This is a genomic window from Methanobacterium sp. BRmetb2, assembly GCA_003491285.1.
Lineage (GTDB): Archaea > Methanobacteriota > Methanobacteria > Methanobacteriales > Methanobacteriaceae > UBA117.
Genome location: CP022705.1, coordinates 350,718 through 377,159, shown reverse-complemented (window position 1 = coordinate 377,159; position 26,442 = coordinate 350,718). Strand labels below are relative to the sequence as shown.

Sequence of the window (26,442 nt, the reverse complement as noted above, 5' to 3'; positions counted from 1 at the left end):
GAAGGTTAATGGAATTAATAGTGGCCAAATTCGGAGGAACATCCATTGGAAATGGCAAAAAAATAAAAAAAGCAGCTCAAGCTGTGGTTAATGAATACATGAAGGGTAAGAAGGTAGTAGTAGTGGTATCTGCAATCAATAAAACAACCGACGAACTCTTAAACATTGTAGATGAGGCCATGGAAAAGTCTGTAACAGAAAAACAGCTTGCTGAAATTGTTTCAATGGGTGAAATGACTAGCGTGAGGGTAATATCTTCTGCAATCGAATCACTTGGTGTGAAATCCGAATATATTGATCCTTATATGGATAAATGGCCCATAATAACCAACAGCGACCTTTTAAATGCAAAGGTTAATTTTGCAATGACTGAGAAGAATTGCAGAGAATTAATGAAGATGCTCGACCAAGGAATCATACCAGTCATATGTGGATTTTTAGGAAGAGATGAAAATGGTTATATCACCACCCTAGGAAGGGGAGGAAGCGATATAACTGCCTTTTTATTGGGCCACTGTCTTAAAGCCGACGAAGTTATAATTGTAACTGATGTAGGCGGGGTCATGTCCACTGATCCCAACAAGTTGCATACAGCAAAAAAGCTTGAAAAAATATCCGTGGAAGAGATGAGGGATTTGGCAACGCACGGAGCACAGGTACTGCATCCTCATGCCCTAAAATATAAAGATCCTAAAATTAATGCTAAAATAATTGGATACGAGCATGGTGATCTTTCAGCACCTGGAACTGAAATTATAGGGCCATCAAAAAATGAGATGCTGAAAACAACCGCCTTAAATGCTGATCCAATATCTGTGATTGCTGTGGTTGGTGAGGAAATTCTGACCAAAACTGGAATATTAGCCGAACTAGCCCATACTCTTTCTAAAAATGATATAAACATTTATGGAGTGTCAACTGGCCAAAATTCCATCACTTTCTTTGTTAATAGTGAAGAGGCCGAAAAAGCCCACGAAGTATTACACGAAGTGGTGGTGGAAAATGAGAATTTGAGTTCTCTATCACTGGGTATAGAAATATCTATGATAACTGTAACCAGTCCAGATTTTATTGACACTCCAGGGATAATCACTGAAATCACAGGACCTTTATGTAAAGACAATATTAATATTGTGGAAATATCATCAAGTCAAACTTCAGTTGTTATTTTTGTTGATGGAAAAGATGGTAAAAAAGCTTATGAACTTGTAAGGGGTGTCTTAAAATGAAAATAGAAGGAACAACAGTTGCAATGGTTACTCCATTTACACAAGATGATGGAGTGGATGAAGCAGGGATGCGACAGAACATAAATTATTTGATAGAAAACGGTGTAAATGGATTGTTAGCTGCCGGAACTACGGGGGAGTCTGCTACCATAACTCACGACGAACAGAAAAAGATGATCGACATCTTAATAGATGAAGTGGGTGGTAGAGTCATAACTGTAGCTGGAGCTGGAAGTAACTCATCTAAAGAAGCACTGGATCTGGTTAAATATGCTGAAAAAGCAGGAGCCGATGCTGCGTTAGTTATTACTCCTTATTATAATAAACCACAGCCGCATGGGCTTTATGAGCACTATAAAATGCTTGCAAACTCAACTGAAATTCCTATAATAATTTACAATGTACCCTCACGTACTGGTACTGATATAGATGTGGAAACTATTGGCCAAATTGCTCAAATGGATAATTTTGTGGCTATTAAAGAGGCCAGCCCTGATCTGGACAAAGTATCCATGATCATGAAAAAGCTCCAAGAAATTGGACGTGAAGACGATTTTCGTGTAATTAGTGGAAACGATAATCTCACACTGCCTATGATATCCATGGGAGCAAAAGGAGTTATAAGTGTAGTTGCCAACGTTGACCCGGCTCGGATGAGTGCTATGGTACAATCAGCTTTGGAAGGAGATTTCCAAAGAGCTATGGATATCCATTATGAGATATATGATCTTATGAAAGTACTATTTATTGAAAGCAACCCAGTACCTGCCAAAGAATCATTAAACATGATTGGAAGACCAGCAGGTCATGTTAGAATGCCCCTTGCTCCTTTAAAGGATCAAGATAAAGAAGAACTAAAGAAGGTTCTTCAAAAACTTTCACTACTCTAATCTTGGGATATGAGGGTAGTTTACAATATTCCGATTTATTTTGACTTTAATCTCGCAAATCTTGGTCTTAATAAATCTCTACTAATTTTATTCACTTTTTTATAATTATTATAAATGGAGAATGGTAAAATGATAAAAGTGGCTGTAACAGGTGCATGTGGAAGAATGGGGTCCAAAATAATTAAGACCATCTTAGAACAGAAAGATATGGAAATAGTAGCTGCAATAGAAGCTCCAAATACTCCTTTAGAGGGAAAAGACGTGGGAGAATTAATAGGCATTGGCACTTTAGATGTGCCAGTCAATGGTTCCCAGAATTTGGGTCCGGTTTTAAAGGAAAGTAAGGCAGATATCCTTGTTGATTTTACCATAGCTGATGCAGCAGTTGAAACCATAAAAACTACTGCGTCAAACAACGTAAATCTAGTGGTAGGAACCACAGGATTTTCAGACCAACAGCTGGCTGAAATTCAGGCCGCTGTAACCAACAATAATATCAAGGCAGTTATAGCACCTAACATGGCCGTGGGAGTAAATGTTTTCTTTAAAATATTAGAGGATTTAGCTCCTATTTTAAGTGACTACGATGTGGAAATCATTGAAGCCCACCACAAATACAAGGCAGATGCACCGTCAGGAACAGCAGTCAGAGCATCAGAGATAATAGCCCAACAATTAGACAGGGATGTTAATGATGTTGGAGTTTATGGGAGATCTGGAATGGTCGGAGCCCGAAAACCTGAAGAAATCGGTGTGCATGCAGTTAGAGGTGGAGATATTGTGGGTGATCATCTGGTACTATTTGCCGGTGATGGTGAGAGATTAGAGATTGTCCATCGGGCTCATAGCAGACAGGCATTTGTCAGTGGTGTTATAAAGGCTTTAAGATTTATTAAAGATGCAGATTCGGGAAAAATAAGTGATATGGCAGATGTATTGGGGTTTAAATAATAAAATGATAAAGGGATGTATTAATTAAAAAATTATTAAGTAGTAATAATCTTTAAGTGGTGAGATTTAATAAATTATTAAAAATAATAGAACAGGTGATAAAATGGTAAACGTGGGTATTCTTGGAGCAACTGGAATGGTAGGACAAAGATTCATACAACTATTGGCAGATCATCCTAAATTTGAGATAACTGCCTTAACTGCCTCAAAAAGATCAGCAGGAAAAAGATATGAAGATGCAGTAACCTGGCATTTAGACACTAAAATACCAGATGTGGTAAAAGACACAATAGTAGTGGATACTGATCCTGCTGAGGTAAAAGATGTGGACATAGTATTTTCTGCCCTACCCGCAGATACAGCAGCTATTGTTGAACCAAAATTTGCCGAATCCTGTGTAGTTGCCTCCAATGCTAGTGCCATGAGGATGGAACCTGATGTTCCGTTGGTAATCCCTGAGGTGAACCCAGAGCATCTGGATTTGATTGAAATTCAACAGAAAAACAGGGGATGGGATGGTTTTATTGTAACTAATCCGAACTGTTCAACCATAGCCTTAACCATAACCTTAAAACCATTGTATGACCGTTTTGACATAAAAAGGGTATATGTATCAACTATGCAAGCTGTATCTGGTGCAGGATACAACGGAGTGCCATCTATGGCCATAATTGACAATCTGGTCCCATATATTGGTGAGGAAGAGGAAAAAATGGAATCTGAAACTCTGCATCTTCTGGGAGATATCGATGAAGGTGTGGTTACTCCTGCCTCTTTTGGGGTGAGTACTTCCTGTCACCGGGTTTCAGTTTTGGATGGGCACACTGAAGCAGTTTTCATAGAATTTGAGGATGATTTTGATGTGGATGATGTTAAAAAATCATTCAACAACTTTAAAGGACTGCCTCAAAAACTGGAGTTATACTCTGCTCCCCCACAGCCAGTTGTAATAAGGGAGGAAGATGACCGGCCGCAACCACGAATGGATAGAAATGAAGGAAACGGAATGTCAGTTGTAGTTGGCAGAGTTAGAAAAGATCCAGTATTTGAACAAAACCTGAAATACATATTGGTTGGACATAATACTGTAAGAGGTGCTGCAGGAGCATCTATACTTAACGCAGAGTTAATAAATGAGATATTGTGAACTTTAAGGTAGAGTATTTAATCTTTGCTCTACTAATTCTTACTTTTTTTGGGTTTTAACTTTTTATTATTTAACAAAATCCATATTATATTTTTTTATTTAAAAGAGACCATTAAAAAACTTTTATTGAAAGTTTAAATGAATGGATTATAAAAGTTATATATTATTATAAATTTAAAACAGTGGATTATAAAAGTTAAAACCAATTTTTAAAAAGAGAGTGGAAATAAATGTTAAACAATTTGACCCTGACTTTGACCGAGCTTGATGTTTCCATTTTCTATTTAATTAATGTGCAGATACATAACCATTTTCTTGATGTGATAATGCCGGTCATTACTATTGCTGGTACCCAGATATTTTGGGTGTTAATATGTATTTACTTATTTATTTTCAGAGGCGAAAAAGGGAGAAATACTGCTTTACTAATTATTATAGCTTTGATTTTAGGTTACGTTATAACTGAACTTTTGAAGATGGGCTTTGCCCGGCCTCGACCCTACACAGTGCTGGATGAAATACGATTTTTCATCTTTATAGGAGGATATTCCTTACCTTCTGGACATTCTGCAGCATCATTTATTGGATGCACTATTATTGGACTGAAATATGGCTATCTAATCCCATTGTTACTATTTGCATTTCTGGTTGGATTTTCCAGAATATACATAGGAGTCCATTACCCCTTTGATGTAGTGATCGGTGCAGTAATTGGAATACTATGTTCATTATTGGTCTTGAGATATGAGGATAACATTTTAAGGATGAAAGATAAATTAATTAACAAAGTGAGTTAGAATACAGTTTCCAAATTTATAGTAGGTAACTTTTAGTTTCCAGATATGATATGCAATGTTAAATTTTAGTTTCCAAGTAGGCATGAGTGTGATACAATGCAGTTTCTAAAGGATAAAGAAAAGGAGCAGTTGAAGGAGTTAGTTAAAGCATGTCTCCTGGAGATAAGCAAACTAAAAATGGATCTTAAAAAATGCAAGGAAGGCTCGGATGAGGTAGGGGAAATTGAAGATCCAGAAATGATAGGAAAATTTAAAGACACTCAACTCGAACTTGAGAGGAAAGAAGTGGAAATAATTGGATTACAGGAAAAACTGCAGATCAAAGAATCACACATTTCGGACCTGAAAGCAAAACTGGACAAAGAAAGAGATATTGCAAAATCTCTAGAAGATAAAGGAACTTTTATTAAAAAAACAGTTGAAGATAAAGATTCACATATTAAACAGTTAAAAGAAGACTTTGAACGGGATATGGAAGATAAAAATCAGGTTATAGCCAAGGTTAGAGAGGACTTAGAAATTCAAATCAAAAATCTCAAAGAAAAATTCCAAAACAAAATTGAGGCTAAGGATTCAGAGATTAAAAACGTTAAACAAAAATTAAAAGAGAAAGAAAAGGAATTATCGGGACTCATGGAAGAGATTGAACAGAAAAACTCTAGGGTTTATGATCTGGAAAGACGCTCTGAAAATATTGATGAACTGAAAAATCTCCTTGAGAAAAAAGAACTTCAAATCAACAAATTACAAAAAGAACTGGAAGACTCTGAAAGTGAAGATAAGGGTGAAACTGTAGCTAAACTTGAATCTAAACTGGTTGGATTTAATGATAAGATAAATAAGTTGGAAAAGGAATTATCGGGGTTTAATAAAGAACTTAAAAATAAAAATTCAAAAATCACCATCCTTAAAAAGGACTTACTTCAAAAAGAAAATGAAATAACCAGTTTAAAAGAGAATTTAGACGAAAAAGAAAAACAATTAAAGAATATACCTGTAGAAAAAGTACCTACGCTTGTTAATACCGAATCTGATGATCTGAAAGAATTGGAAGAGATTAAGAAGTATTTCGAATTATTAACTGCTAAACCAAAAAAAGATCTAACCTCCTTCCAGTCGCAAGTCTACCAACTTCTACCCTTTGAAGAGGGATCCACCAAAGATCTCCACTCCCAAATTACCCAGATAGCCTTTAAAGAGTTATCCTACGATAATTTCAACTTTATTTTAAAGAATTTGGAACGAAAAGACTATATTAAATCTTATAAAAAGAATGAGGAATTATTCTGGAAGAAACAGAAGAAATAATTGTAATATTTTCAAGGATATTAAATTGATCTATACTATTTTTGATAATTACTGTATTAAGCTGTTATCATTTTATAATTATTATTTTGATTTCGTATTCAATTCTGTAAAGATTATAGGTCAGCAAAGGCCCTTACTGGAGAACTTTCTGTCTCAAGAAGTAGGGGAATGATATAAATTTTAAACTGATCATGGTAGATTTTATCTAGATTGGTTAGGTTTTCCAATATCCAAATATCATGGGATAAGAGAGTTTTGTGATTGGATGTATCACCAAAAGGATCAACACTGGGGGCATCAATCCCAATGCCTTTAACACACAGTTCTACAAGATAATTCGCACATTTTGAGGATAAATAGGGATTTTTAATGAAGTATTCATCTTTTCCCCATTTACTTGACCACCCAGTCCTGAAAATAATAACCTTTTCGTCATTTAAGAATTTTAAGTGTTTTACTTTTATCTTCTTACTATCAACATCGATGATTCTGGCTTTTTGAATTAGTTCATTGAGTTTCAAGTCTGAAATTTTCCTTCCACCTTTTTGGAAGTGGTAGGGTGCATCCAGATGGGTGCCCATATGCATGTTTCCTTGGAATTTATAGAGGGAATATTCATCCATGTGGTGATTTTTAATCTCTCCAATTTTAACTGGTGGGTCGCCTGGATATACTGGCATTTTATTATACAATTTGTGGGTTAAGTCAATCATTCTCATCACGGTTCTATTTATATACTATTAAATAATTGAACTATGTATTATAAACATTATATTTATCAATTAATCAGTGTTTTTCTTCAAATAAATAATTTATAATCCTTTCAGCTTACTTTAAGAGGGTGTGGGGTTACTCCTTTTTTTATGAACTATATAAAATAATCTACCCAAAACTATTTATAGAACCTCTAACCCATCGATAAATTACAAACAAGAGAGGTGAAATAGATGGCACAACAATTTGGTGCTGGCCAAGGCCAACCAATTTTAGTATTACCAGAAGGTACAAGTAGATTATTAGGAAGAGATGCCCAAAGAATGAATATAATGGCTGGAAAAGTTCTAGCTGAAACAGTAAGAACAACTTTAGGTCCGAAAGGAATGGACAAGATGTTAGTAGACTCCCTAGGTGACATAGTAGTCACAAATGACGGAGTAACCATTCTAAAGGAAATGGACATTGAACACCCTGCAGCTAAGATGTTAGTAGAAGTGGCTAAAACCCAAGAAGATGAAGTAGGGGATGGAACCACAACTGCAGTAATCATTGCTGGAGAATTACTCAAAAAAGCAGAAAACTTACTGGACCAGGACATACACCCAACCATCGTTGCAATGGGTTACAGACAAGCCGCTGAAAAAGCACAAGAAATCTTAAATTCAATCGCAATTGAAGCAGATGATAAAGACACCCTCATAAAAGTAGCAATGACTGCAATGACTGGTAAAGGAACTGAAAAAGCAAGAAGACCACTAGCAGAACTAGTAGTAGATGCTGTAAAACAGGTACAGGAAAACGGCGACGTTGACACAGATCACATTAAAATCGAGAAAAAAGACGGCGCAGTAGTAGACGAATCAACCCTAGTCCAAGGTGTAATAATTGACAAAGAAAGAGTACACCCTGGAATGCCTAAAAAAGTAGATAATGCCAAAATCGCACTCTTAAACTCTGCAATCGAAGTAAAAGAAACTGAAGTAGATGCAGAAATCAGAATCACTGACCCAACACAGATGCAAGCATTCATTGAACAAGAAGAACAAATGATCAAAGACATGGTCACCAAAATCGTAGACAGCGGAGCACAAGTTCTATTCTGTCAAAAAGGAATAGACGACCTAGCACAGCACTACCTAGCTAAAGCAGATGTAATGGCTGTTAGGAGAGTTAAAAAATCAGACATAGACAAACTATCCAAAGCAACCGGTGCTAAAGTAGTAAGCAATATCGAAGATTTATCTGCCGCAGACATTGGAGAAGCAGGATTAGTTTCTGAGAAGAGAATTTCTGGCGAAGAAATGATTTTCGTAGAAGACTGCAAAGAAGCAAAAGCAGTAACCCTACTAGTTAGAGGATCCACTAACCACGTGGTAGACGAGATTGAAAGAGCAGTTGACGATGCAATTGGTGTGGTCGCAGCTACCGTAGAAGATGGAAAAGTAGTAGCTGGTGGAGGAGCACCTGAAATAGAACTGGCCAAAAAACTCAAAGATTACGCTGAATCCATAAGTGGAAGAGAACAATTAGCAGTAACTGCATTTGCAGAAGCATTGGAAGTTGTTCCAAAAACCTTAGCTGAAAACGCAGGATTGGACAGTATTGATTCTCTGGTGGATTTAAGAGCAGCACACGAAACCTCCTCATACATGGGATTAAACGTGTTTGAAGGTGATGTTGCTGACATGTACGAGGCTGGTGTAATTGAACCTCACAGGGTTAAAAAACAGGCTATACAATCTGCTGCCGAAGCTGCCGAAATGATTCTAAGAATTGACGATGTAATTGCATCTAGCGGCACTGGAGGACAACCTGACATGGAAGGAATGGAAGGTATGGGTGGAATGCCGGGTGGAATGCCACCAATGATGTAAGATAAAGGTTAAAAAACCTTTACTTTTTTATTTTTTAATTTAAAATCTAAAACGAATCTAAAAAAATATAATTCTTGATGTATTCTACATCAAAAATCAACTAGTTGAATATTATTCTATTTGTACTTTAGCTACATCTTTTTCGGCTTTAGGGAGTGTAATTGTTAGTGTACAGTCTTTTAATTTGGCAGAAACTTCCTTAATTTTTATATCACTTGACAAATTTATTGAACGTTTGGTTTCACCATAACTTCTCTCTTTTTGTATGAATTTTGCACCTTCAATATCAACATCTTCTTTGAATTTTGTGGCGATTTCTACAATATTTCTGGAGATACCAATATCAAGATCTTCTTTTTTTACTTTAGGAAGGTCGGCTATGATTATTATAGTTTCATTGGTTTCTAAAACATCAATCAATGGTTTTTTGATTTTTGAACCTTTATACTCTTTTGCATAATCGGCTATAGTTTCGTTAATTTCCCCTGTTCTTTGTTGGAAACCTTTTACAATATCATTTAATAATTTTTCTGGAGGAGTCATACCTTCTGCTTCACTCTCTTCTTCTAGTTTATTTTTTTGTTCAACAGCCTCTTTTTTGATTTCACCAGTTGTTTCTTTTATTTTTTCTTTCTTTTTTGAAGCCTCTTCTTTTATCTCTTCTATATTTTCACTTACATCTTCCTTTTTTTTGCTGATGTCTTCTTTGACGTTACCTGTTGTTTCTTTTATTTTTTCTTTCTTTTTTGAAGCTTCTTCTTTCATTTTTTCCATCTTTTTTTTCATTTCATCTTTTGATTCAACTATTTCCTCATTAACCATAACTTATCCCCCCAATTATACCTTGGAATATCTATTAAAATGGGTCATAAAATTAGTCTCTTGATGTCGATTTTATTCAATATTGGCTTTTATTATTCTTTTTCTTCCTTAATTTTACCTTTCATTTTACCTTTCATTTTACCTTCAGTTTCTTTAACTTTGCCTTTTAATTCTCCTTCCATTTCTTTTGCTTTACCTTTTACTTCTCCTTTTTTTTCTTTAATTTTCCCTTTTAAATCTCCCATATTCATCATCTCTCCTTTTTAACTTTTTTTATCTAAAAAAATCATCACTCATTATATCTACAATTATTTCTTAGCTAAAAGCAGGCCTTTAATCAATACTTTGTCTCCAATGGTCTTGATCATTTCATAACTTACAATTTTCTCATCGCCTAACCCTATTTTGGCAGATATACCTGCTTCTTTTAGTATAATAGATTCGATCCTGTTATCTTCAAAGTTCCAATTGATATCCTCCACTATACCTACCTGATCACCAGATTCATCTATAACTTCTTTACCAATCACAGCCTCAACTACTTTCATAGATTCATACCTCCACATCATTCTTTAAATACCTAATTATTACTGCTTATTTTTTAGTATAACTATGTTTTAAGCACTTAATATAATGAACGATTATTTTAAAAAAAGAAATAGGTATCAATTAAATTCTGCTATACAACCAATTATCTATTTAATATGATAGAATGAGAATATAAATTGAAAATTATTACATTATTCAGAGATTAATTTGATTATTTTATCTGAAATATAATTTAACTAGGAGAAACAGTTCCAAATTCCATATTATAAAAATAAAAAAACAGTGAAAATTTTTATCATGTCATTAGTTAATGTATATAATTAACATATAATGTATTGATATGAGTGTAACACAACATTTTTGGTTGTGTAATTATTGATGAATACAAATATTTTGTAAAACAAATTATTTTAGTGGGAATAACCAGTATACTGGTAAGTTTGAGTCCCCTTATTTTGCTGCCAATCATCTCCAAAAGCTTGGGAGCAGCAAACTATGGTATTTGGATACAGTTTAATAATACCATTACTTTAATCCCGGCAATTGCTGCTTTGGGCCTTCCTTATACCATGGTACGATTTTTATCAGCATCCCAAAACCCGGAGGAGATAAAAGAAACATTTTATACCATAGCTTTCCTGGTGATAATGGGTTGTCTATTTGTGGCAGTACTACTCCTAATATTTTACCAGCCCATAGCAGACGTATTATTTCAGGGAAATTTTATAGTATCCCTGGTACTGCCAGTATGCATATTTATCGCAGGATTAATTCTGTTATCATTTGATTTTTTTAGAACATTTAATCAGATGAAATCTTATTCCTTTTTCACATTTTTAAATGCATATCTAATAATTATTATTGTTTCATTTTCATTATTTTTAGGTTACGGCATCACAGGAGCAGTATTTGGATTTTTAATAGCTCAAATCATCATTTTTGCTGCAATGTATCTACTTATCATCTCCAAGATAGGTTTCACTTTACCAAAATTTCATAATATTAGAGCTTATTTAAATTTTGGTTTGCCTACCATACCCAGTAATATATCTTTTTGGATACTGGATATAACTGATCGGTATCTCATTGGACTTCTTCTTGGATTGTCATTTGTAGGATACTACTCTGGGGGATACTTACTGGGAAGCATTATATCCATACTATTATCTCCATTTTATACGGTTTTACTGCCTATACTTTCCCAGTATTATGCCCAAAATAATGTGAGAAGGATTAAATCATTAATTAACCATTCTATTAAATTTTTTTTAATAATGGCCATACCGTCAGTGTTTATACTGACCATACTATCTAAACCTCTCCTCCTACTTTTATCCACTCCCAATATGGCCCTTAATGGTTATCTTATAACGCCTATAGTGGCTGTAGGAGGATTGTTCTTTGGACTTTATGGTATCATAAGTCAGATAATATTTTTGGAGAGGAAAACTCAGATAACTGGGAATATATGGTTGATTTCTATTGTCCTTAATTTAGTAATGGATCTTACATTTGGTTTTTATTTTGGAATAATTGGAATAGCAGTTACCACTCTCTTAGTGTATTTATTTGCTTTTATTGTCACCCTACACTATTCTTTTAAATTTTTAAGGTGCAATTTTTACTTTGGATTTATTTCTAAAACTATTGTGGCATCAATATTGATGTCAGGGTTATTGGTAATTCTAAATCCAATTGGGCCATTAAATATTCTTTTCGGAGTAGTTTTATCATTTTTAGTTTATGTGGTTCTATTATGGTTATTAGGAGGTATTCGTCGGGAAGAATTACTACTTTTTAAGGATATTTTAAGGGATGTACTAGAAAGGTTAACCCGGCCTATTTTAGGATTTAAAAATAATTAAAAGTTGATATTCACTTTTTTAATATTTTGATTGGAAAATTATTTTTAGCATCTGGTAAAAATAATATTAAAAACAGGTAAGTGGTAAAAATATGTTAATGGATGTAAACCCCCAAGAAGCTTTAAATATAATAGAAGAAAATTGTAATAATTCTAATTTTATTGTACTGGATGTTAGAACTCCTGCAGAATTTAATGAAGACCATATAAAAGGAGCAGTGCTCCTGGATTATTATTCAGCTAATTTTAAAGATGAATTGGAAAAACTGAACAAGGATAATTTTTATTTAATTTATTGTAGAAGTGGGGTTAGAAGTAAGAGTGCCATGGATTTGATGAGTATTATGGGCTTTAAAGAGATTTATAATCTTTTAGGAGGAATAATGAGATGGAAAACAATGGGTTTGCCTACAGTAATTCCTTAATCTTATAATACACTATTATCTTTTAAATGGATGAAAAATTAAAAATTAATTTTATTTTACTTAAATTATTTCATAAATGATTTTATATTCAATTAATTAAAAAAATAAAGAGTAAATTGATTCAACCGTTTCCTGAGTTTTCAGGCTTTTTTATCATTTCATCTACTCTTTCTTCACCTAAAACAGTTATTAAACGATTTTTAAGTGATGGGTTCGAATTGACCAATTCAATTAATTGATTTTGTAGAGAATCTAACTTCTGGGTACTGGTGGTTAATTGTGTTTCAAGTGAATTGGCAGTTTTTATTGCTTCTTCTACTCCACCGGTTTGCATTTTTCCGATTATTTGTTGATAAAGTCCCATTATCTTTTTAGATTCCTGGAATTGTTCTATTCTTATCTTGGCAAATTTTTTGGTTGCATTATCCGGAGCAATTTTCATCATTTCCTGGGTACTATTAATAGCTTGATCTGTGAAGTTGATAGAGTCATTGATATAGTTGATATTAGTTTTAGATGATTCATTTTCCATATTGATTTGTGTAAAAGATGATCTAGCATCTAACCATAAACCATCTGATTTTTTAAGATAATTGTTATAATTACTAGATTGATGCTCCTGGTATGTAAAATATCCTCCTACACCTATAATTACAACCAGGGCCACGATAATTAGGGCAATATATTTCTTATCCAAATAAAAACCTCCTTATTTCTATTTTTTAGAGATAGAACATTAATGTGTTAATTAAATATATTGCTTTGGGTTTAAAATTTGATCTAATTTATAGGTAGTCATAGTTTTTGAATTATTTTTCAATATATTTTTTATTCAGTGGCTTGGGGATAATTATCATAAAAAATTAGTATAATAATAATTCATATATTAATAGGGGGATTATTTTTGGAACAATATGTGGAAATTTTGATAATAATTGGAGCAATCTTAGTTTTAGTAACTGCAATATTTGCCTGGAAAGTGCAAAGCCTTAATATGCGCAGCCGTCATAAAGTACAGGCTTTGGGACTCATAGGATTAACGGCAGTGGCATTAATTGCCATAATTGTGAGTATAGGGTTTTCAGAAAAAATGGAAGGCTTAATTGGAGTGGCAAGTGCTGCGGTTGGTGGAATTGCTGGTTTTATAGGTCACCGAATGGGGACACCGAACCGGACTGTAATGTTCCCACTTGAAGATCAGTTGAATAGTGTGGGTAAAACTTTAGAATTTACAGTAGCAGGTATTAGTACTGCTAATTATAATTTGAATTACACTATGATTAATGGACCAGCTAGTGCCAATCTTGATTCTTTAAGTGGTAAATTTTCTTGGACTCCTACAGAAGAAGACGATAAAGAATACAATGTAACTTTTACAGTAAATGACAGTATGGGTGGATCAGATTCTAGAGCCATAAAAATTACAGTTCAATAATGTAGGTTAATTAGAGAAGAAAAATTTTATTCAAAATAAAAAAAGAAATAATATAAATTAAACCCTAAGAATCCTTAATTCTCAAGGTTAACCTATTTTTTAAAGTGACAGAATATGAACTGCAGCAGTTCCACCAGTTCCACCAATATTGTGGGTCATACCGGTTTCTAGACCTTCAATCTGTCTTTTACCAGCCTCACCACGAAGTTGCCATACAATTTCAGCTGTCTGGGCAATACCAGTTGCACCAAGTGGGTGACCCCTTGCTTTAAGTCCACCTGATGGATTTACAGGTATTTTACCATCGATTTCAGTCATTCCCTCTTCAACAGCAATTCCTGCTTTTCCTTTTTCTACAAAACCCAGATCTTCTATTGCCAAAAGTCCATTTATACTGAAACAGTCGTGTACTTCAACTGCACCAATATTTTTTGGCTCCATTTTAGCCATTTTATAGGCTGTTTGGACTGCATTTACCGTGGCATCAATAGTGGTTAAACTTTTTCTATCATGTAAGGCAAGGGTACCAGAAGCCTGGGCCGAAGCCTTAACATAAACTGGTGTATCTGTATACTTTTTAGCATCCTCTGCTGGACATAAAATTACAGCAGCTGCACCATCAGATACTGGTGAACAATCCAATAATCTTAAAGGATCGGCCACCATAGTCGAGTTAAGTACCTGGTCTACAGTTATCTCCATTGGAAATTGTGCCCGGGGATTGTTTGATGCATTTTTGTGATTTATTACAGAAAACATGGCTAATTGTTCACGAGTAGTCCCGTACTCGTACATATGGCGCCGTGCCATCATAGCATATAGTGAAGGGAATGTTACTCCCTGTTGGGCTTCCCATTCCTGATCTGAGGCACTGGCTATCATTGGTGTTGGGTCAACAACATCGGTCATCTTTTCCACACCAGCTGAAATTACAATGTCGTGGTAGCCGGAAGCTACTGCCATAATACCGTTCCTTAATGCTAATCCACCTGAGGCACAGGCTGCTTCTACTCTAGCACAGGGAATTGGTGTTAGGCCGGCATGGTCAGCTATCAAAGAAGCAATATGTTCCTGCCCGACAAACAGCCCTGCAGACATGTTTCCTACATACATCGCCTCCAAATCTGCTCCTTCTATGTTTGCATCCTGGATTGCTCCTAGTCCTGCATCAGTTATCATATCTCTAAATGATGTGTCCCACAATTCTCCGAACTTGGTTTGTGCTACTCCTATAATTGCAACATCTCTCAAATTAATCGCCCCCTAGGCCATCCTTAATTTTCCTTTATATTTAGCATAAACTGCGTAGTCAACGTAAGATTTTCTCTCAATCATATCTGCTACTTTTGGTGCAGCTTCTCTCTGTTTTTCGATCTTATCAGTTACCTCTATGCTGAAAGCGTCACTTCCAGCACCAGAACCGTAACTTACAACAAGTATCTTATCACCAGGATTAGCAATGTCCAGTATGGCGGCCAGTCCAAGTGGAGTGGCTCCAGAGTATGTATTCCCAATTACTGGTGTTAAAAGTCCGGTTTTTGCCTGTTCATTGTTAAATCCTAATTTTTTAGCTGCCCTTAAATAGAACTTTCCATTGGGTTGGTGGAAGACCACGTGGTCAAAGTCAGAGGCATCTTTATTTAAGCGTTCCAACAATCCTTTGGCTGCAGATAATACATGTTTGAAGTATGCTGGCTCTCCTGTGAACCGTCCACCGTGCCGTGGATAGGGTTGACCCTCCCTTCTATAAAAATCAGGTGTGTCAGTGGTGTAACTGTATGTTTCTTCAAAGTTGGCTATTGTATCTTTTTTACCGATAACATAGGCTGCTCCACCGGCTGATGCTGTGTATTCTAGTGCATCACCAGGTGCACCCTGGGCTGTGTCTGATCCAACTGCCAACCCATATTCAATCATTCCTGAGTCAACCAGTCCCATACAAATCTGCATACCTGCAGTTCCGGCTTTACATGCAAATTCCAAATCAGCTGCAGTCATATCTGGTGCTGCCTCCACTGCCTCTGCAACGATGGTTGAGGTTGGTTTTACAGCATAAGGATGGGATTCTGAACCGACATAAACGGCCCCAATTTTTTGGGGGTCTATCGTAGCCCTTTTAAGGGCGTTTCTTGCAGCTTCCACTGATATGGTTGCTGTATCCTCATCGGGACCTGGTACTGATTTTTCATTTACTACTAGTCCTCTTGAAATTGCCTTAGGGTTGTCTCCCCATACTCGGGCTATTTCTTCAACTTTAATTCTGTATGAAGGTATATAAACTCCATATCCTACAATTCCTGACATTCAATATCACGACCAAAATCATTAATTTGTGTAACAATTTTAAGCAGAATTTTTTACCACTTGAAACTGTAATTATATTCTAATTCGTCTTTTATTTATGAAATCTAAAAATTCAATAAAAAATTTAGTGGTTTAATATTCTTAAAACAAACTTATAAACTTTGTTATGGGAATTGTAATAAATTTCCCTTAAACGGTTAAATTCAAGGTAATAATATCCATATTCTCCATAGATAAATGGATACACTAATCTATACCTTTTCGTGTAGTTTATATGCTATGAATTTCTTAAATCTATATACAACCTCTACTAATATTAAATATCTTAATAAATATTTATCAAGGATTTAAATAAGATAATAAGTGTATAAATTGGGGTAATTTACACGTGGCAGAAGAAAGGAGATTTAACATGAATATAAAAGAACTATCCATAGACACTAAATCAATATTAATTGGCAGTGCAATATCCATAGTCCTGATACTGGTCAATGCTCCCTTGTTAGCATGGTTTTTTGGACCGGTGGTAGGTGCATTTTTGTCAAACTTTTTTAAAAGAGAATTTAATGTTAAATACTCATTAATGATTGGATTAGTTATTGGAGTGGTATTTATGTTATTTTATCTCATATATTCCATAGCAGTTCATGGTGGACAAGTTAGTCTTCCCAACTGGAACAGTATTCTGTTACTTACAGAAGCAGTATTAATAAGAATAATAGCAGCTGTTATATACGGTTTAGTAGGTGGATTGATAGCATATGTATCCCTTAGAATATTTAATACTAATAAAAAATCAGGTAGTAGTTAATTAATCTAATAAACGATTGGATAGTCACTAATAAGCTTAATAATATTTTTTTTAACTATTGGTGGGATGTCCAACCGGTATTAGATATAGTACTTCCTGATCGGAGGGTAATTTCAAGATTTTCTGTGCGTCTTTGTTGGAAAATCCGCCAATTAACACCATACCCAGATCCAGTGCCTGGGCTTGCAGGTAAAGATTTTGACCGGCGTGACCTGCTTCCATATGGACAAATTGAATACCACGATCCCCATATCTGTTCTGGGTGCGGGAGTACACTCCGGTGATTATGATTATGGCAGGGGCATTTGCAATACCACCCTGTCCATAAGCTGTACTTGAAAGGTTTACTCGTAGATCACCTTTCATTATATATTCTAATTGGTTTTTAAGGGGATTATAATGGTATAATCCACTTTCCAGACCATTTACTCCATTAGTTCCGGTAAGAATATAAATCTCCAATGGATAGGTTGCTCCGGCAGAGGGAACTGTTCTAATGTTTTTTTCTTTGTCAGTGATTCCCTGGGCTGCCCATAAAAGCTGTGAAATATCTTTTAAAGTTAAAGATTTATTCTGGTAAGTGCTAATTGATTTCCTTTTATTTATGGCATCCTCCACTGATATGTTTCCAGTTGTTTCTGGTGTGGGAAGTACAATTACACCTTTAATTGGTTGGATATTTTCAACTGGTTGGCCTTGGATCAGGAAAAAAATAGCTACTAGAAATCCGATTAATACAATTAATTGCAGTAATTTTATAATTTTTGACATTGAAAACCACTTTATTTTGTAAGAATTTAGGGTTATATAAACCTTTATGAATAAATTCCAGGTCTTTTTGTTATTGGATCTTTTTATAAGTTTAAAATGGCCTGGTTCCAAACATGTTGATAAATTTGAATTAAATAAAACACCATTATTATTATATTTAATAAATATATTTTATTATACAATTTTAATTTACCTATATTGCATATGTTTTAATGAATTATAATACACTAAATAAAGAGTTATAAAAGGAATTATAAAGATGACCAGTTTAGATTTTTATGGTGGAGTTGACGAGATTGGTGGAAACAAAATATTAACCAGTTTTCAGGATACTTCCCTTTTTCTTGATTTTGGGATGAGCTTTTCTCAAGCTAACAAATACTTTGCAGAATTTTTACAGCCCCGAAAAGCCAACGGCATATTAGATTTTATTGAATTCGGATTACTCCCTGAGATAAAGGGGATATACAGGGAGGATTACCTCAAACATTCTGGCCTGCACAGTACAGATAAACCTTCTGTTGATGGAGTATTATTAAGCCATGCCCACATGGATCACTCTGCTTATGTACATCATTTAAGAGAAGATATTCCCATATTCCTAACTGAACAGTCTTACCTCATTATGAAAGTCCTGGAGAAGACCACTAGTGTTTCATTTACGGATTTAATCACTTTAAAGAAAGATTTCCAGTTTATACCTAAAAAAAGAGGTGAAGGATATAAAAGACTTCAAGGGGACCTGGCACGGGTTAAAAGGAATATAAATGTAATGAAACCCTACAAGAATTATGATTTAGGGGATTTTTCAGTTAAAAGCGTTCCAGTGGATCATTCTCTTCCAGGTGCAACTGGATTTATACTGGAAAATGAGAATGATGCAATCATATATACTGGAGATTTAAGATTTCATGGAAAGAGGCCAGAATTAACAAAAAAATTTGTTAAAGAGGCAAAAAAGGCCGATCCTACGGTCATGCTTTCAGAAGGGACACGAATTGCAGAAACTACTAGTGTAACTGAAGAGGACATAAAAAACAATGCCACAGAACTTATATCCAGTTATAATGGACTAGTGGTTATAAACTATCCTATAAGGGATTTGGATCGGCTTTTAACTTTTTATGAGGTGGCCTGTAATGTTGATCGTAAACTGGTTGTAAATTTGAAACAGGCCTACATGCTGAACCTTTTCTATGGTAGTGATTACCCTAAAATTGATGATGTGGTAGTATACACTCCCCGTAAAGGTTGGGGCTTACTTGGAGATGAATCATTTGCCTGTTTTGGTGAAGAATGGACATGTGCCCTGGGCATTGACCAGTATCATGTTAAGACAGATTATGATAAATGGGAAAGAGATTTCTTGGACTGGAATAATACCATTAACTATAAAGACCTTAAAGAAGAACCAGAAAACTACATGTTCCGCTGCGACTTTTTTGAGTTAAAGGAATTAATTGACATCAAACCAGAGGAGGGATTATATATTAGATCAGTTACCGAACCCTTTGATGATGAGATGGAAATTGATTATAAGAAAGCCCTAAACTGGCTGGATCACTTTAATCTGAAGCTGATTGAAGAGGGAATGCATGCATCAGGACATGCCAATGGAACTGAAATACTTAACATGATAAGAGAAATACAACCAGAAACGGTTTATCCCATCCACACAAATAAAAAAGAGGAATTTTCAGTTTTGAAAGATAATGGGATTGATGTGATTAACCCTGAGCTCTCCCATAGGAGAGATTTAGATCATCATTAAATTATTTAATTTCATTAATAATATTTATACTACAAAAAGTAATAATTATTGAGGAGATCAAAATGTCCAGTAAATCAGAGGAAGATTTTGTTAAAAATTTAGATTCACGAAGGCCTATCAAATCCATGTTTGTGATATCAGAAAAAACCCTGAAAAAAGGTAAAAACAATAAATTCTATATAGATTTAAGGCTTTCCGATAATACCGGTGAAATCATAGGAAGAATTTTTGCCGAAAATGTGAAAGAAACCATGGAATCCCTAGATGAAGGCGAAGTTTATGAAATCGAAGGAACAGTAAACGAGTTTCCAAGGGGTTCTGGGCAGTTCAATATAATAATTAAAGATTTTGATGAATTATCTGATGGTAAATATGATTTAAATGATTTTATCATAACCTCTGATCAGGATCAGTATGAATTAATCATGGAAATAAAAAACACTATAGATAATATTAAAGATGAACATTTAAAGGAGTTATTAGTTTGTTTTTTTGATGATGAAAAATTCACACTCCGATTTTATGATTCACCATCAGCTAAATTTTATCACCACAACTATATAGCGGGACTGTTAGAACATACTGTAGGAGTTTTAAAACTTTGTAAACAAATTTGTGAATTTTATCCTGATTTAGATGCTGATCTATTATACACTGGAGCTATTCTCCATGATATAGGAAAATTGGATGCCTATCAATATAATAAATATGCAACCTGTATTACTCTGTCTGAGGAGGGTGAATTACTGGACCACCTCTTTATATCATGTGAAATGGTTAATGAGAAACTTAAAAAAATAGAAATGCCTGAAAATGTAAAAAACAAACTCCTCCATCTGATTTTAAGCCATCACGGTGATGTGAAAAATGGTTGGGGTTCACCAGTAAGTCCTCAAATACCTGAGGCAGTGGCATTGCACCATGCCGACAACCTGGATGCTAAAGTCAAAGGCATGCTGCAGAATCCTGTAAGAAAATAGTTAAGTGAATTTTATGATTACCATTACCAAAAAGGAAAACATTGTTCTAGATCAGATAAAATATTTCCAGGCAGAATTTGGTGGAGGAATATCCCCTAATATTCTGAAAATGGATTTAAACATGTCTGAACATGAAGTCAAAGAGATAATAAGCCTTTTAATTGACAAAAAATTAGTTGTTCGTGTAAATAATGATCATGTCATGTTTAAAGATAATGATCACAAGGTCCAGGTAGTTGATTCCAGGGCTGATGTTAAAAAGGAGGAGTTGAACCAGTTAGAGATGAAAGCTTTTGATATTATAAAAAGTATTACTGATGACTCTTCTATGGTATCCCGGCATGTTTTAGAGGGCCACTTGCTTTACGGGGATCTGAATCTCAGCACCTTTAGAATGTACCATATAATCATATCCCTGGAAATTAAGGGGTTGATAAAAAAAGTGAGAAAGAGTGATGGGGAATATTACCAGGTGAACCCCTAAAAATAAGGGGATTTAATTATTTTTTTTATCAGTCTAGGGAAATTTCTCTGGTAACTGGAAGTTTTCTCAACCAGCCAATATCACTCTTATAAAGCATTCTTATGTCATTTATTTCTAGTTGTTTCAAGGCCAGTCTTTCTATTCCCAGACCAAATGCAGCTACTGGTGTTTCAACACCTAGTGGTTCCAGTACCTCTGGTCGAAACATTCCCGCTCCTCCCAGTTCTACCCATGATTCCTTTTCAGGAAGATAAATCTCGCATTCTGTAGAAAGATAAGTGTATGGGAAGTAAGCTGGTCTGAATCGTACTTCAAAGCCTAATTTATGATAGAACTCTTTCAGTATTCCTAAAAGATTTCTGAAGTTAATGTCTTCTGAAGCCACTATTCCTTCAACCTGATGAAACTCAGGAAGGTGCTTGTAAGTTATGGTTTCCCTTCTGAAAACCCGTCCAACTGAGAACATCTTCAATGGAGGTTTATTTTCAGCCAGAAATCGGGCAGATACACAGGTGGTGTGGGTTCTGAGAACCGATTGTTTGGCCACATCCACATCCCACAAGTAACCCCAACCCTCAGAACCAGTACTTCCACCAGTTTCATGGGCTTCTGAGACTTTAGATACCAGTTTTTCACCGGGAAGTTTCACATGTTGTGGATTTTTAATATAAAATGTATCTTGCATCTCCCGGGCTGCGTGATCCTGGGGCTGGAAGAGGCAGTCAAAATTCCAGAAAGCAGACTCTAAAATTGAACCACGGGATTCAGTGAAACCCATCTCTAAAAATGTTTTCCTGATATCTTCAATAATCCTTCTTAAGGGATGAATCTTTCCTGGATAAATTTCTGGATGTTCGGCGTTAATATCATATCCTCTGTATTTCAGAGATTTCCATGAACCGGTTTTTAACTGTTCATGGGTTAACTGGGTGGCCTCTTTGGTGATGTCTATACCTATATCTAGGAGTTTTTTTCCTTCATCTGTTACTTTGAATGTGTATTTGGGCTCTTTTTTAATATTAATTATACCCTTCCGCTTTTTTAGGAGATCAAATCCTTCTTTGATAATTTGAGGGGGGTTGAAAAGAAGCATTTTCTGTTTTTCCAGTAGGTTTTCCAGTACTGTTTCGTCCTTGTATTCTTCATCAACTGCATTTCTACCTTCTGGGGTGATTTTCACCATACCTTTGTCAATAAGGGCCCATTTCTTCTTTAAAAGCCAGCCAATAGCTATTTTGACCTCTGAAGTTTCAAGCTGAGCTTTATCTTTTAGATCACCCATGGGCATGGATTCTTCTTTATCCAGTATTTGGAGTATTTTACGTTCGGGCAATCCTTCCTGGGCGTATTTTTTACCAGTTTGACTGAGGCTGATAACTTCATCAGTAACCTTGTGAACTTCTATGAGTTTTTTGGATTCTAAAGAGCCGGCTGCACTCATCACAGATTTAATGTTCATATCCTGAAACTTGGAAACTTCCTCGGGGGTGGCTTCATAGTTCAGTTTTTCTAAAGCTTTCAAAATTTTCTTTTCGTATATGTGTAACTCATTGATAGTTCTCTGCAGCTTTGCATCCATTAAAAACACCAAGTAATATTATCTTTAATCTTTTATTTTTAATTTAAATTGAATATATTTATAAATTTTAATCCATTAATTCGCTTAAAATGGCCACCATTATGGATGATGCGGTTAGATCAGCAGTGGTACCGGGATTTAACTTGTTATCCATAAGGTCGTGATCAAATGATTCCAACATGTTTAGGCCTTTATCAGTTAATATTCCCCCTTTTTCCAATATAATCTTTGCATCCTGTGAAACTTTACTAGCTACACTATTTCCATACTTCCGGCTGATCAGGGTATCGGGATAATTGGCGAGGATGGTTAAAAATGTTTGAACTGTGGCTCTGTTTATACCGTGTTCTGTTTTATGATTTAAAAATGTTGGATAACCCACCTCAAATGTCACTGGCATTTTATTAGTAAGTTCAAAGGCTAATAAATCCCATTCAGATGAAATCTTAAGAACATCGAACATACTGATATCCTGCTCTAGAAGGGAGTTCTTGGATTTCTGGCTTGAAACATCTAGATCTTCTTGTTCTCCCATTCCCCCAGCATCAGCAATGTTTATAGCATCGTATAAGTTAACTGCATCCTGGGACGTGGTGGCTTTCATTATTTTATCCACGTTGGTTCGAAGATCATCCAGATCAGTACTCATACCTGCTGCAGCTGAGATGGGAGTTAGAAGCATTATAATACCGAGATTGGTATTGTTAGCAATCCATTTATCAGTTTCAAGGACAGCTTGCTTTATCAATTTTCCTAGGTGGATTTGGTTGAATTTGTCTTTTCTGCCTTGATATTTAAGTCCCCTTTTAGCAGCCTTTTTTATTTCATCTCCAATAACAATGCCACTGATTAGAAAGTCTTCAAATACCATGTCATCAAAGTCTTGGGTTCGGTGTACATTACCTGGTTTAGGATGTCCGCTTACTTCCAGTACTGATGCTATTTGGGCTGCTTTGCTTATTAGAACAGGATCCATTATTTTCCTCTAATTATTAATATTATCCTTTCCCCAGGAAATAAGGGGCGAAATGGGATATTATTAGGTCTGCACCAGCCCTTTTAATGGACAGCAATGATTCTAAGATGGAATCTTCAGTCAAGTATCCGGCTTCAATACCTGCTTTTAGCATGGAGTATTCTCCACTTACTTGGTAAGCGGCAGTTGGAATATTAAATTCGGTTTTAATGTCTTTAATTATGTCCAGGTAGGCCAGGGCGGGTTTTACCATTATTATATCTGCCCCTTCGACTATGTCCATTTCAGCTTCTCTTAAAGCTTCGATAGAATTGGCAGGGTTCATTTGGTATGTTTTTCGGTCACCAAATGACGGAGCTGAACTTACTGCATCTCTAAAGGGTGCGTAGAATGAAGAAGCATACTTGGCAGCATAAGACATGATCAGGGTATCATAAAATCCGTATTCATCCAGAATTTCTCTTATGGCCATCACCCGGCCATCCATCATATCTGAAGGTGCTACAATATCTGCACCTGCTTCGGCATGACTTAGTGCAATTTGGGATAGATAATCCAGTGTTTCATCATTTAGGATCACATCTTCTTCCACAATTCCGCAGTGGCCATGGGAAGTGTACTGGCACATACACACATCAGTTACAATCACCAGATCAGTTTCATCCCTAAAAAGGCCCACAGCTTGCTGAACTATTCCCTCTTCGTCATATGCTTGGGAACCAAATTCATCCTTTTTACTGGGCATTCCAAATAGTAAGACAGAACACAGACCCATATCTTCCAGTTTTTTTGCTTCCTCCATCGCATCGTTTAGAGAATATCTGTACTGGCCAGGCATGGTTTTTATAGCCTCTTTTTCTCCATCTTTTAGTTCTTCCTTAATGAACATGGGATATATGAAATTTTCTGCATTTAAACTTGTTTCACTTAAAATTTTTCTTATTTGAGCATTTTTTCTAAGTCTTCTCATTCTTGTGATTGGAAACTGCATTTTACCACCAAATAATTTATTCAAAGCCAATTAATAAATTTTTTTAGAAGAATAATTTTATTTAATTAGAACTTTTTTTATAAATAAGTTAATTTTTTAATTATTTCAACAAATTTTGGAGGGGATCATTTTCTCCATAAGGTTTTTTCTGATAATATCTTTTAGCATGTTCCACTATTAAAGCATGGTACTCATTGTAAACTGCCATATCTTTAGGTAGGCTGGATTCAAATAATTCCTTTAAATCCATATATTTCACATTCTCATCCACCAATCCTAAATGTGAAAATATACGTTTTGTGTAAGCATCAACCACAAATTCTGGCTGTTTATAAGCATAAAGGAGTATTGAATCTGCAGTTTCATTTCCAACCCCCTTAACCTCAAGTAACTCTTTTCTTGTGGGCGTTCTGCCCTTTAATGATAAAAAAAATTTGGTAATTTCCTTTAGATATACAGCTTTTTGATTTAAAAATCCAGCACATTTAATCAGCGATTTTAGGCTTTCTTGATCCAGTTCCATGAATCGGCCAGGTTTTATAACATTTAATCCATTCAAATTCAAAAGAGCCTTTTCAGCCTGGAGCCAGGATGTATTCTGGGTTAAAATTGAGCCCAAGATCACCTCATAAACTTCGTTGGTAGCACATGGTAGATCATAATTTCCAGGATGATAACCTTTCAAACTTCCAGATTTATCCACCTTAGAATCATGGTGATTCAGTAAGGGCCACCACCCCTGGGGTCCGTAAAGATTGAACAGTTCATGATAGATCAATCGTATCTGATTATTAGGTTTACTCATAATTAATAAATAGCAATTGAAATCTATATAAAATTATACAAAATAAATAGAAGGTAAAATTAGCAAGCTTTTAGTATAAATTTAAGAAGATTTATGATACAAATTAGGATAAGGTCAAGGGGATAGTTATTATGGATGAAAAAGGTATGAAAGAAATCGTTGATAAATATATCCGTGCTTATAATGATTTTGACGTGGAAGAAATGATTAAACACATTCATGATGATGTTGAATTTAAAAACATTGCTCAGGGCCAAGTCAACCTTAGGATTCAAGGAAAAGAAAACCTCAAAACTCAGGCTGAAAAAGCAGTAGACCTCTTCAAAAAAAGGGAAATGAAAATAATCCAACAGAAAATTGAAGGCAACCAGCTAGAAAATAAAATAGACTTCACTGGAGTACTAGCCATGGATATTCCTGATGGACCTAAAGCTGGAGAAACTATTAAAATAGAAGGTAAATCAATTTTCAAATTTGAGGATGATAAAATAATCCTTATTGAAGACATTAATTGAAAAATTGAGTCTTTTGTGTTGATATTGGTTTTAATTAACTAAAATAACTGAATATTGATTGATAAGCGGATCAGATTTACCTCAGGTTATAATTTGTTAAATAGTGATTAGAAATTTAAAGAGGATAAATTATGATTTAACTTTAGTTTAAAATTTAGACTTTGAAGATTTAGAAAATGAATTTTTCAAAGATGAAAAGGGAAATATTATTTCCAGAGTAAATGGTACTCATTGTATTGTTCATGCAAAAAAATGATAGATATAATCCTATTTTGGGCTAAAAATGGGCATTCCATTTTATGGTCGATCAAAAATGGGTTTTTTTAAAAACGTTAAAACTGGAATGTATTTTTTTGTTATTTGTTATCTATTAATAAAAGTAAAGCTAGATATTATAGCATAATATAGTTAAATTATGTTTATAAAATAAAATTTAAATGCCCAATG

At 34.9% G+C, this 26,442-nt stretch carries 27 protein-coding genes; 15 read left to right on the top strand and 12 right to left on the bottom strand.

Going from position 1 to position 26,442, the window contains the following annotated elements; translation table 11 throughout:
• Positions 1 to 8 precede the first annotated feature (8 nt).
• The 6 genes from CIT01_01785 (at position 9) to CIT01_01760 (ending at position 6,322) form a co-directional block, all read left to right on the top strand.
• A complete protein-coding gene (locus CIT01_01785) occupies positions 9 to 1,229 on the top strand; it encodes an aspartate kinase (GenBank protein ID AXV37023.1) in 1,221 nt (406 codons plus the stop codon).
• Positions 1,226 to 2,119 (top strand): 4-hydroxy-tetrahydrodipicolinate synthase, encoded by an 894-nt coding sequence (locus tag CIT01_01780; protein AXV37022.1) that lies wholly within the window; start codon positions 1,226 to 1,228, stop codon positions 2,117 to 2,119. Before CIT01_01785 ends, CIT01_01780 begins: the two co-directional genes overlap by 4 nt.
• A 129-nt stretch (positions 2,120 to 2,248) precedes the next feature.
• Positions 2,249 to 3,070 (top strand): 4-hydroxy-tetrahydrodipicolinate reductase, encoded by an 822-nt coding sequence (gene dapB / locus CIT01_01775; protein AXV37021.1) that lies wholly within the window; start codon positions 2,249 to 2,251, stop codon positions 3,068 to 3,070.
• Positions 3,071 to 3,173: 103 nt separating this feature from the next.
• The gene (gene asd / locus CIT01_01770; GenBank protein ID AXV37020.1) at positions 3,174 to 4,217 is read left to right on the top strand and encodes an aspartate-semialdehyde dehydrogenase; all 1,044 of its coding nucleotides are present in this window, start codon (positions 3,174 to 3,176) and stop codon (positions 4,215 to 4,217) included.
• 230 nt (positions 4,218 to 4,447) lie between these two features.
• Complete coding sequence (locus CIT01_01765) at positions 4,448 to 5,014, top strand: phosphatase PAP2 family protein (GenBank protein AXV37019.1); 567 nt, start codon at positions 4,448 to 4,450, stop codon at positions 5,012 to 5,014.
• A gap of 96 nt (positions 5,015 to 5,110) precedes the next feature.
• Positions 5,111 to 6,322 (top strand): hypothetical protein, encoded by a 1,212-nt coding sequence (locus CIT01_01760; protein ID AXV37018.1) that lies wholly within the window; start codon positions 5,111 to 5,113, stop codon positions 6,320 to 6,322.
• A 113-nt stretch (positions 6,323 to 6,435) separates the two neighbouring features.
• Here CIT01_01760 and CIT01_01755 read toward each other — a convergent pair whose 3' ends face one another.
• On the bottom strand, positions 6,436 to 7,041 hold the full coding sequence (locus CIT01_01755) for a hypothetical protein (protein ID AXV37017.1): 606 nt from the start codon (positions 7,039 to 7,041) through the stop codon (positions 6,436 to 6,438).
• Positions 7,042 to 7,269: 228 nt separating this feature from the next.
• Between CIT01_01755 and CIT01_01750 the strand changes: the two genes are divergently transcribed.
• On the top strand, positions 7,270 to 8,913 hold the full coding sequence (locus tag CIT01_01750; protein ID AXV37016.1) for a thermosome subunit: 1,644 nt from the start codon (positions 7,270 to 7,272) through the stop codon (positions 8,911 to 8,913).
• A gap of 111 nt (positions 8,914 to 9,024) precedes the next feature.
• On the opposite strand, the gene CIT01_01745 is transcribed toward CIT01_01750, so the two are convergent.
• The 3 genes from CIT01_01745 to CIT01_01735 form a co-directional block, all read right to left on the bottom strand.
• On the bottom strand, positions 9,025 to 9,735 hold the full coding sequence (locus CIT01_01745; GenBank protein ID AXV37015.1) for a hypothetical protein: 711 nt from the start codon (positions 9,733 to 9,735) through the stop codon (positions 9,025 to 9,027).
• Positions 9,736 to 9,827: 92 nt separating this feature from the next.
• Positions 9,828 to 9,980, bottom strand: coding sequence for an LEA domain-containing protein (locus CIT01_01740; protein ID AXV38688.1), 153 nt, complete (start codon positions 9,978 to 9,980; stop codon positions 9,828 to 9,830).
• Positions 9,981 to 10,043: 63 nt separating this feature from the next.
• Positions 10,044 to 10,283, bottom strand: a complete 240-nt coding sequence (locus CIT01_01735; GenBank protein ID AXV37014.1) for a photosystem reaction center subunit H — start codon at positions 10,281 to 10,283, stop codon at positions 10,044 to 10,046.
• A gap of 375 nt (positions 10,284 to 10,658) precedes the next feature.
• Between CIT01_01735 and CIT01_01730 the strand changes: the two genes are divergently transcribed.
• Together CIT01_01730 and CIT01_01725 are read left to right on the top strand one after the other, a co-directional pair.
• A complete protein-coding gene (locus CIT01_01730) occupies positions 10,659 to 12,149 on the top strand; it encodes a polysaccharide biosynthesis protein (protein ID AXV37013.1) in 1,491 nt (496 codons plus the stop codon).
• 91 nt (positions 12,150 to 12,240) lie between these two features.
• Positions 12,241 to 12,573, top strand: a complete 333-nt coding sequence (locus tag CIT01_01725; GenBank protein AXV37012.1) for a sulfurtransferase — start codon at positions 12,241 to 12,243, stop codon at positions 12,571 to 12,573.
• Positions 12,574 to 12,694: 121 nt separating this feature from the next.
• On the opposite strand, the gene CIT01_01720 is transcribed toward CIT01_01725, so the two are convergent.
• Positions 12,695 to 13,270 carry a hypothetical protein gene (locus CIT01_01720; GenBank protein AXV37011.1) on the bottom strand — a complete coding sequence of 192 codons (576 nt, stop codon included), beginning with the start codon at positions 13,268 to 13,270 and terminating at the stop codon, positions 12,695 to 12,697.
• 207 nt (positions 13,271 to 13,477) lie between these two features.
• On the opposite strand from CIT01_01720, the gene CIT01_01715 reads away from it, so the two are divergent.
• Positions 13,478 to 14,008 carry a hypothetical protein gene (locus CIT01_01715; GenBank protein ID AXV37010.1) on the top strand — a complete coding sequence of 177 codons (531 nt, stop codon included), beginning with the start codon at positions 13,478 to 13,480 and terminating at the stop codon, positions 14,006 to 14,008.
• A gap of 99 nt (positions 14,009 to 14,107) precedes the next feature.
• On the opposite strand, the gene CIT01_01710 is transcribed toward CIT01_01715, so the two are convergent.
• A complete protein-coding gene (locus CIT01_01710; protein ID AXV37009.1) occupies positions 14,108 to 15,259 on the bottom strand; it encodes an acetyl-CoA acetyltransferase in 1,152 nt (383 codons plus the stop codon).
• A 12-nt stretch (positions 15,260 to 15,271) separates the two neighbouring features.
• The gene (locus CIT01_01705) at positions 15,272 to 16,312 is read right to left on the bottom strand and encodes a hydroxymethylglutaryl-CoA synthase (protein ID AXV37008.1); all 1,041 of its coding nucleotides are present in this window, start codon (positions 16,310 to 16,312) and stop codon (positions 15,272 to 15,274) included.
• Positions 16,313 to 16,724: 412 nt separating this feature from the next.
• Between CIT01_01705 and CIT01_01700 the strand changes: the two genes are divergently transcribed.
• A complete protein-coding gene (locus CIT01_01700; protein AXV37007.1) occupies positions 16,725 to 17,123 on the top strand; it encodes a hypothetical protein in 399 nt (132 codons plus the stop codon).
• Between the two features lie 51 nt (positions 17,124 to 17,174).
• Here the strand turns inward: CIT01_01700 and CIT01_01695 are convergent, their stop codons facing one another.
• Positions 17,175 to 17,894, bottom strand: a complete 720-nt coding sequence (locus tag CIT01_01695) for a hypothetical protein (protein AXV37006.1) — start codon at positions 17,892 to 17,894, stop codon at positions 17,175 to 17,177.
• Between the two features lie 259 nt (positions 17,895 to 18,153).
• On the opposite strand from CIT01_01695, the gene CIT01_01690 reads away from it, so the two are divergent.
• The 3 genes from CIT01_01690 to CIT01_01680 all read left to right on the top strand — a co-directional run bounded on the left by CIT01_01690 (position 18,154) and on the right by CIT01_01680 (position 21,129).
• Positions 18,154 to 19,665 carry an RNase J family beta-CASP ribonuclease gene (locus CIT01_01690; GenBank protein AXV37005.1) on the top strand — a complete coding sequence of 504 codons (1,512 nt, stop codon included), beginning with the start codon at positions 18,154 to 18,156 and terminating at the stop codon, positions 19,663 to 19,665.
• Between the two features lie 62 nt (positions 19,666 to 19,727).
• A complete protein-coding gene (locus tag CIT01_01685) occupies positions 19,728 to 20,645 on the top strand; it encodes a phosphohydrolase (protein ID AXV37004.1) in 918 nt (305 codons plus the stop codon).
• Between the two features lie 13 nt (positions 20,646 to 20,658).
• Complete coding sequence (locus tag CIT01_01680) at positions 20,659 to 21,129, top strand: hypothetical protein (GenBank protein AXV37003.1); 471 nt, start codon at positions 20,659 to 20,661, stop codon at positions 21,127 to 21,129.
• A 28-nt stretch (positions 21,130 to 21,157) separates the two neighbouring features.
• On the opposite strand, the gene CIT01_01675 is transcribed toward CIT01_01680, so the two are convergent.
• From CIT01_01675 to CIT01_01660, 4 genes are all read right to left on the bottom strand, one after another.
• Positions 21,158 to 22,708 carry a phenylalanine--tRNA ligase subunit alpha gene (locus CIT01_01675; protein AXV37002.1) on the bottom strand — a complete coding sequence of 517 codons (1,551 nt, stop codon included), beginning with the start codon at positions 22,706 to 22,708 and terminating at the stop codon, positions 21,158 to 21,160.
• A 67-nt stretch (positions 22,709 to 22,775) separates the two neighbouring features.
• Positions 22,776 to 23,684: an ATP--dephospho-CoA triphosphoribosyl transferase CitG gene (locus CIT01_01670; protein ID AXV37001.1), complete on the bottom strand. Its 909-nt coding sequence runs from the start codon at positions 23,682 to 23,684 to the stop codon at positions 22,776 to 22,778.
• Positions 23,685 to 23,706: 22 nt separating this feature from the next.
• The gene (locus tag CIT01_01665) at positions 23,707 to 24,675 is read right to left on the bottom strand and encodes a porphobilinogen synthase (protein ID AXV37000.1); all 969 of its coding nucleotides are present in this window, start codon (positions 24,673 to 24,675) and stop codon (positions 23,707 to 23,709) included.
• A gap of 100 nt (positions 24,676 to 24,775) precedes the next feature.
• Positions 24,776 to 25,480: an endonuclease III gene (locus tag CIT01_01660; GenBank protein ID AXV36999.1), complete on the bottom strand. Its 705-nt coding sequence runs from the start codon at positions 25,478 to 25,480 to the stop codon at positions 24,776 to 24,778.
• A gap of 131 nt (positions 25,481 to 25,611) precedes the next feature.
• Here CIT01_01660 and CIT01_01655 point away from each other — a divergent pair, with 131 nt between their 5' ends.
• The gene (locus tag CIT01_01655; protein ID AXV36998.1) at positions 25,612 to 25,995 is read left to right on the top strand and encodes a hypothetical protein; all 384 of its coding nucleotides are present in this window, start codon (positions 25,612 to 25,614) and stop codon (positions 25,993 to 25,995) included.
• The last annotated feature ends 447 nt before the right edge of the window (positions 25,996 to 26,442 follow it).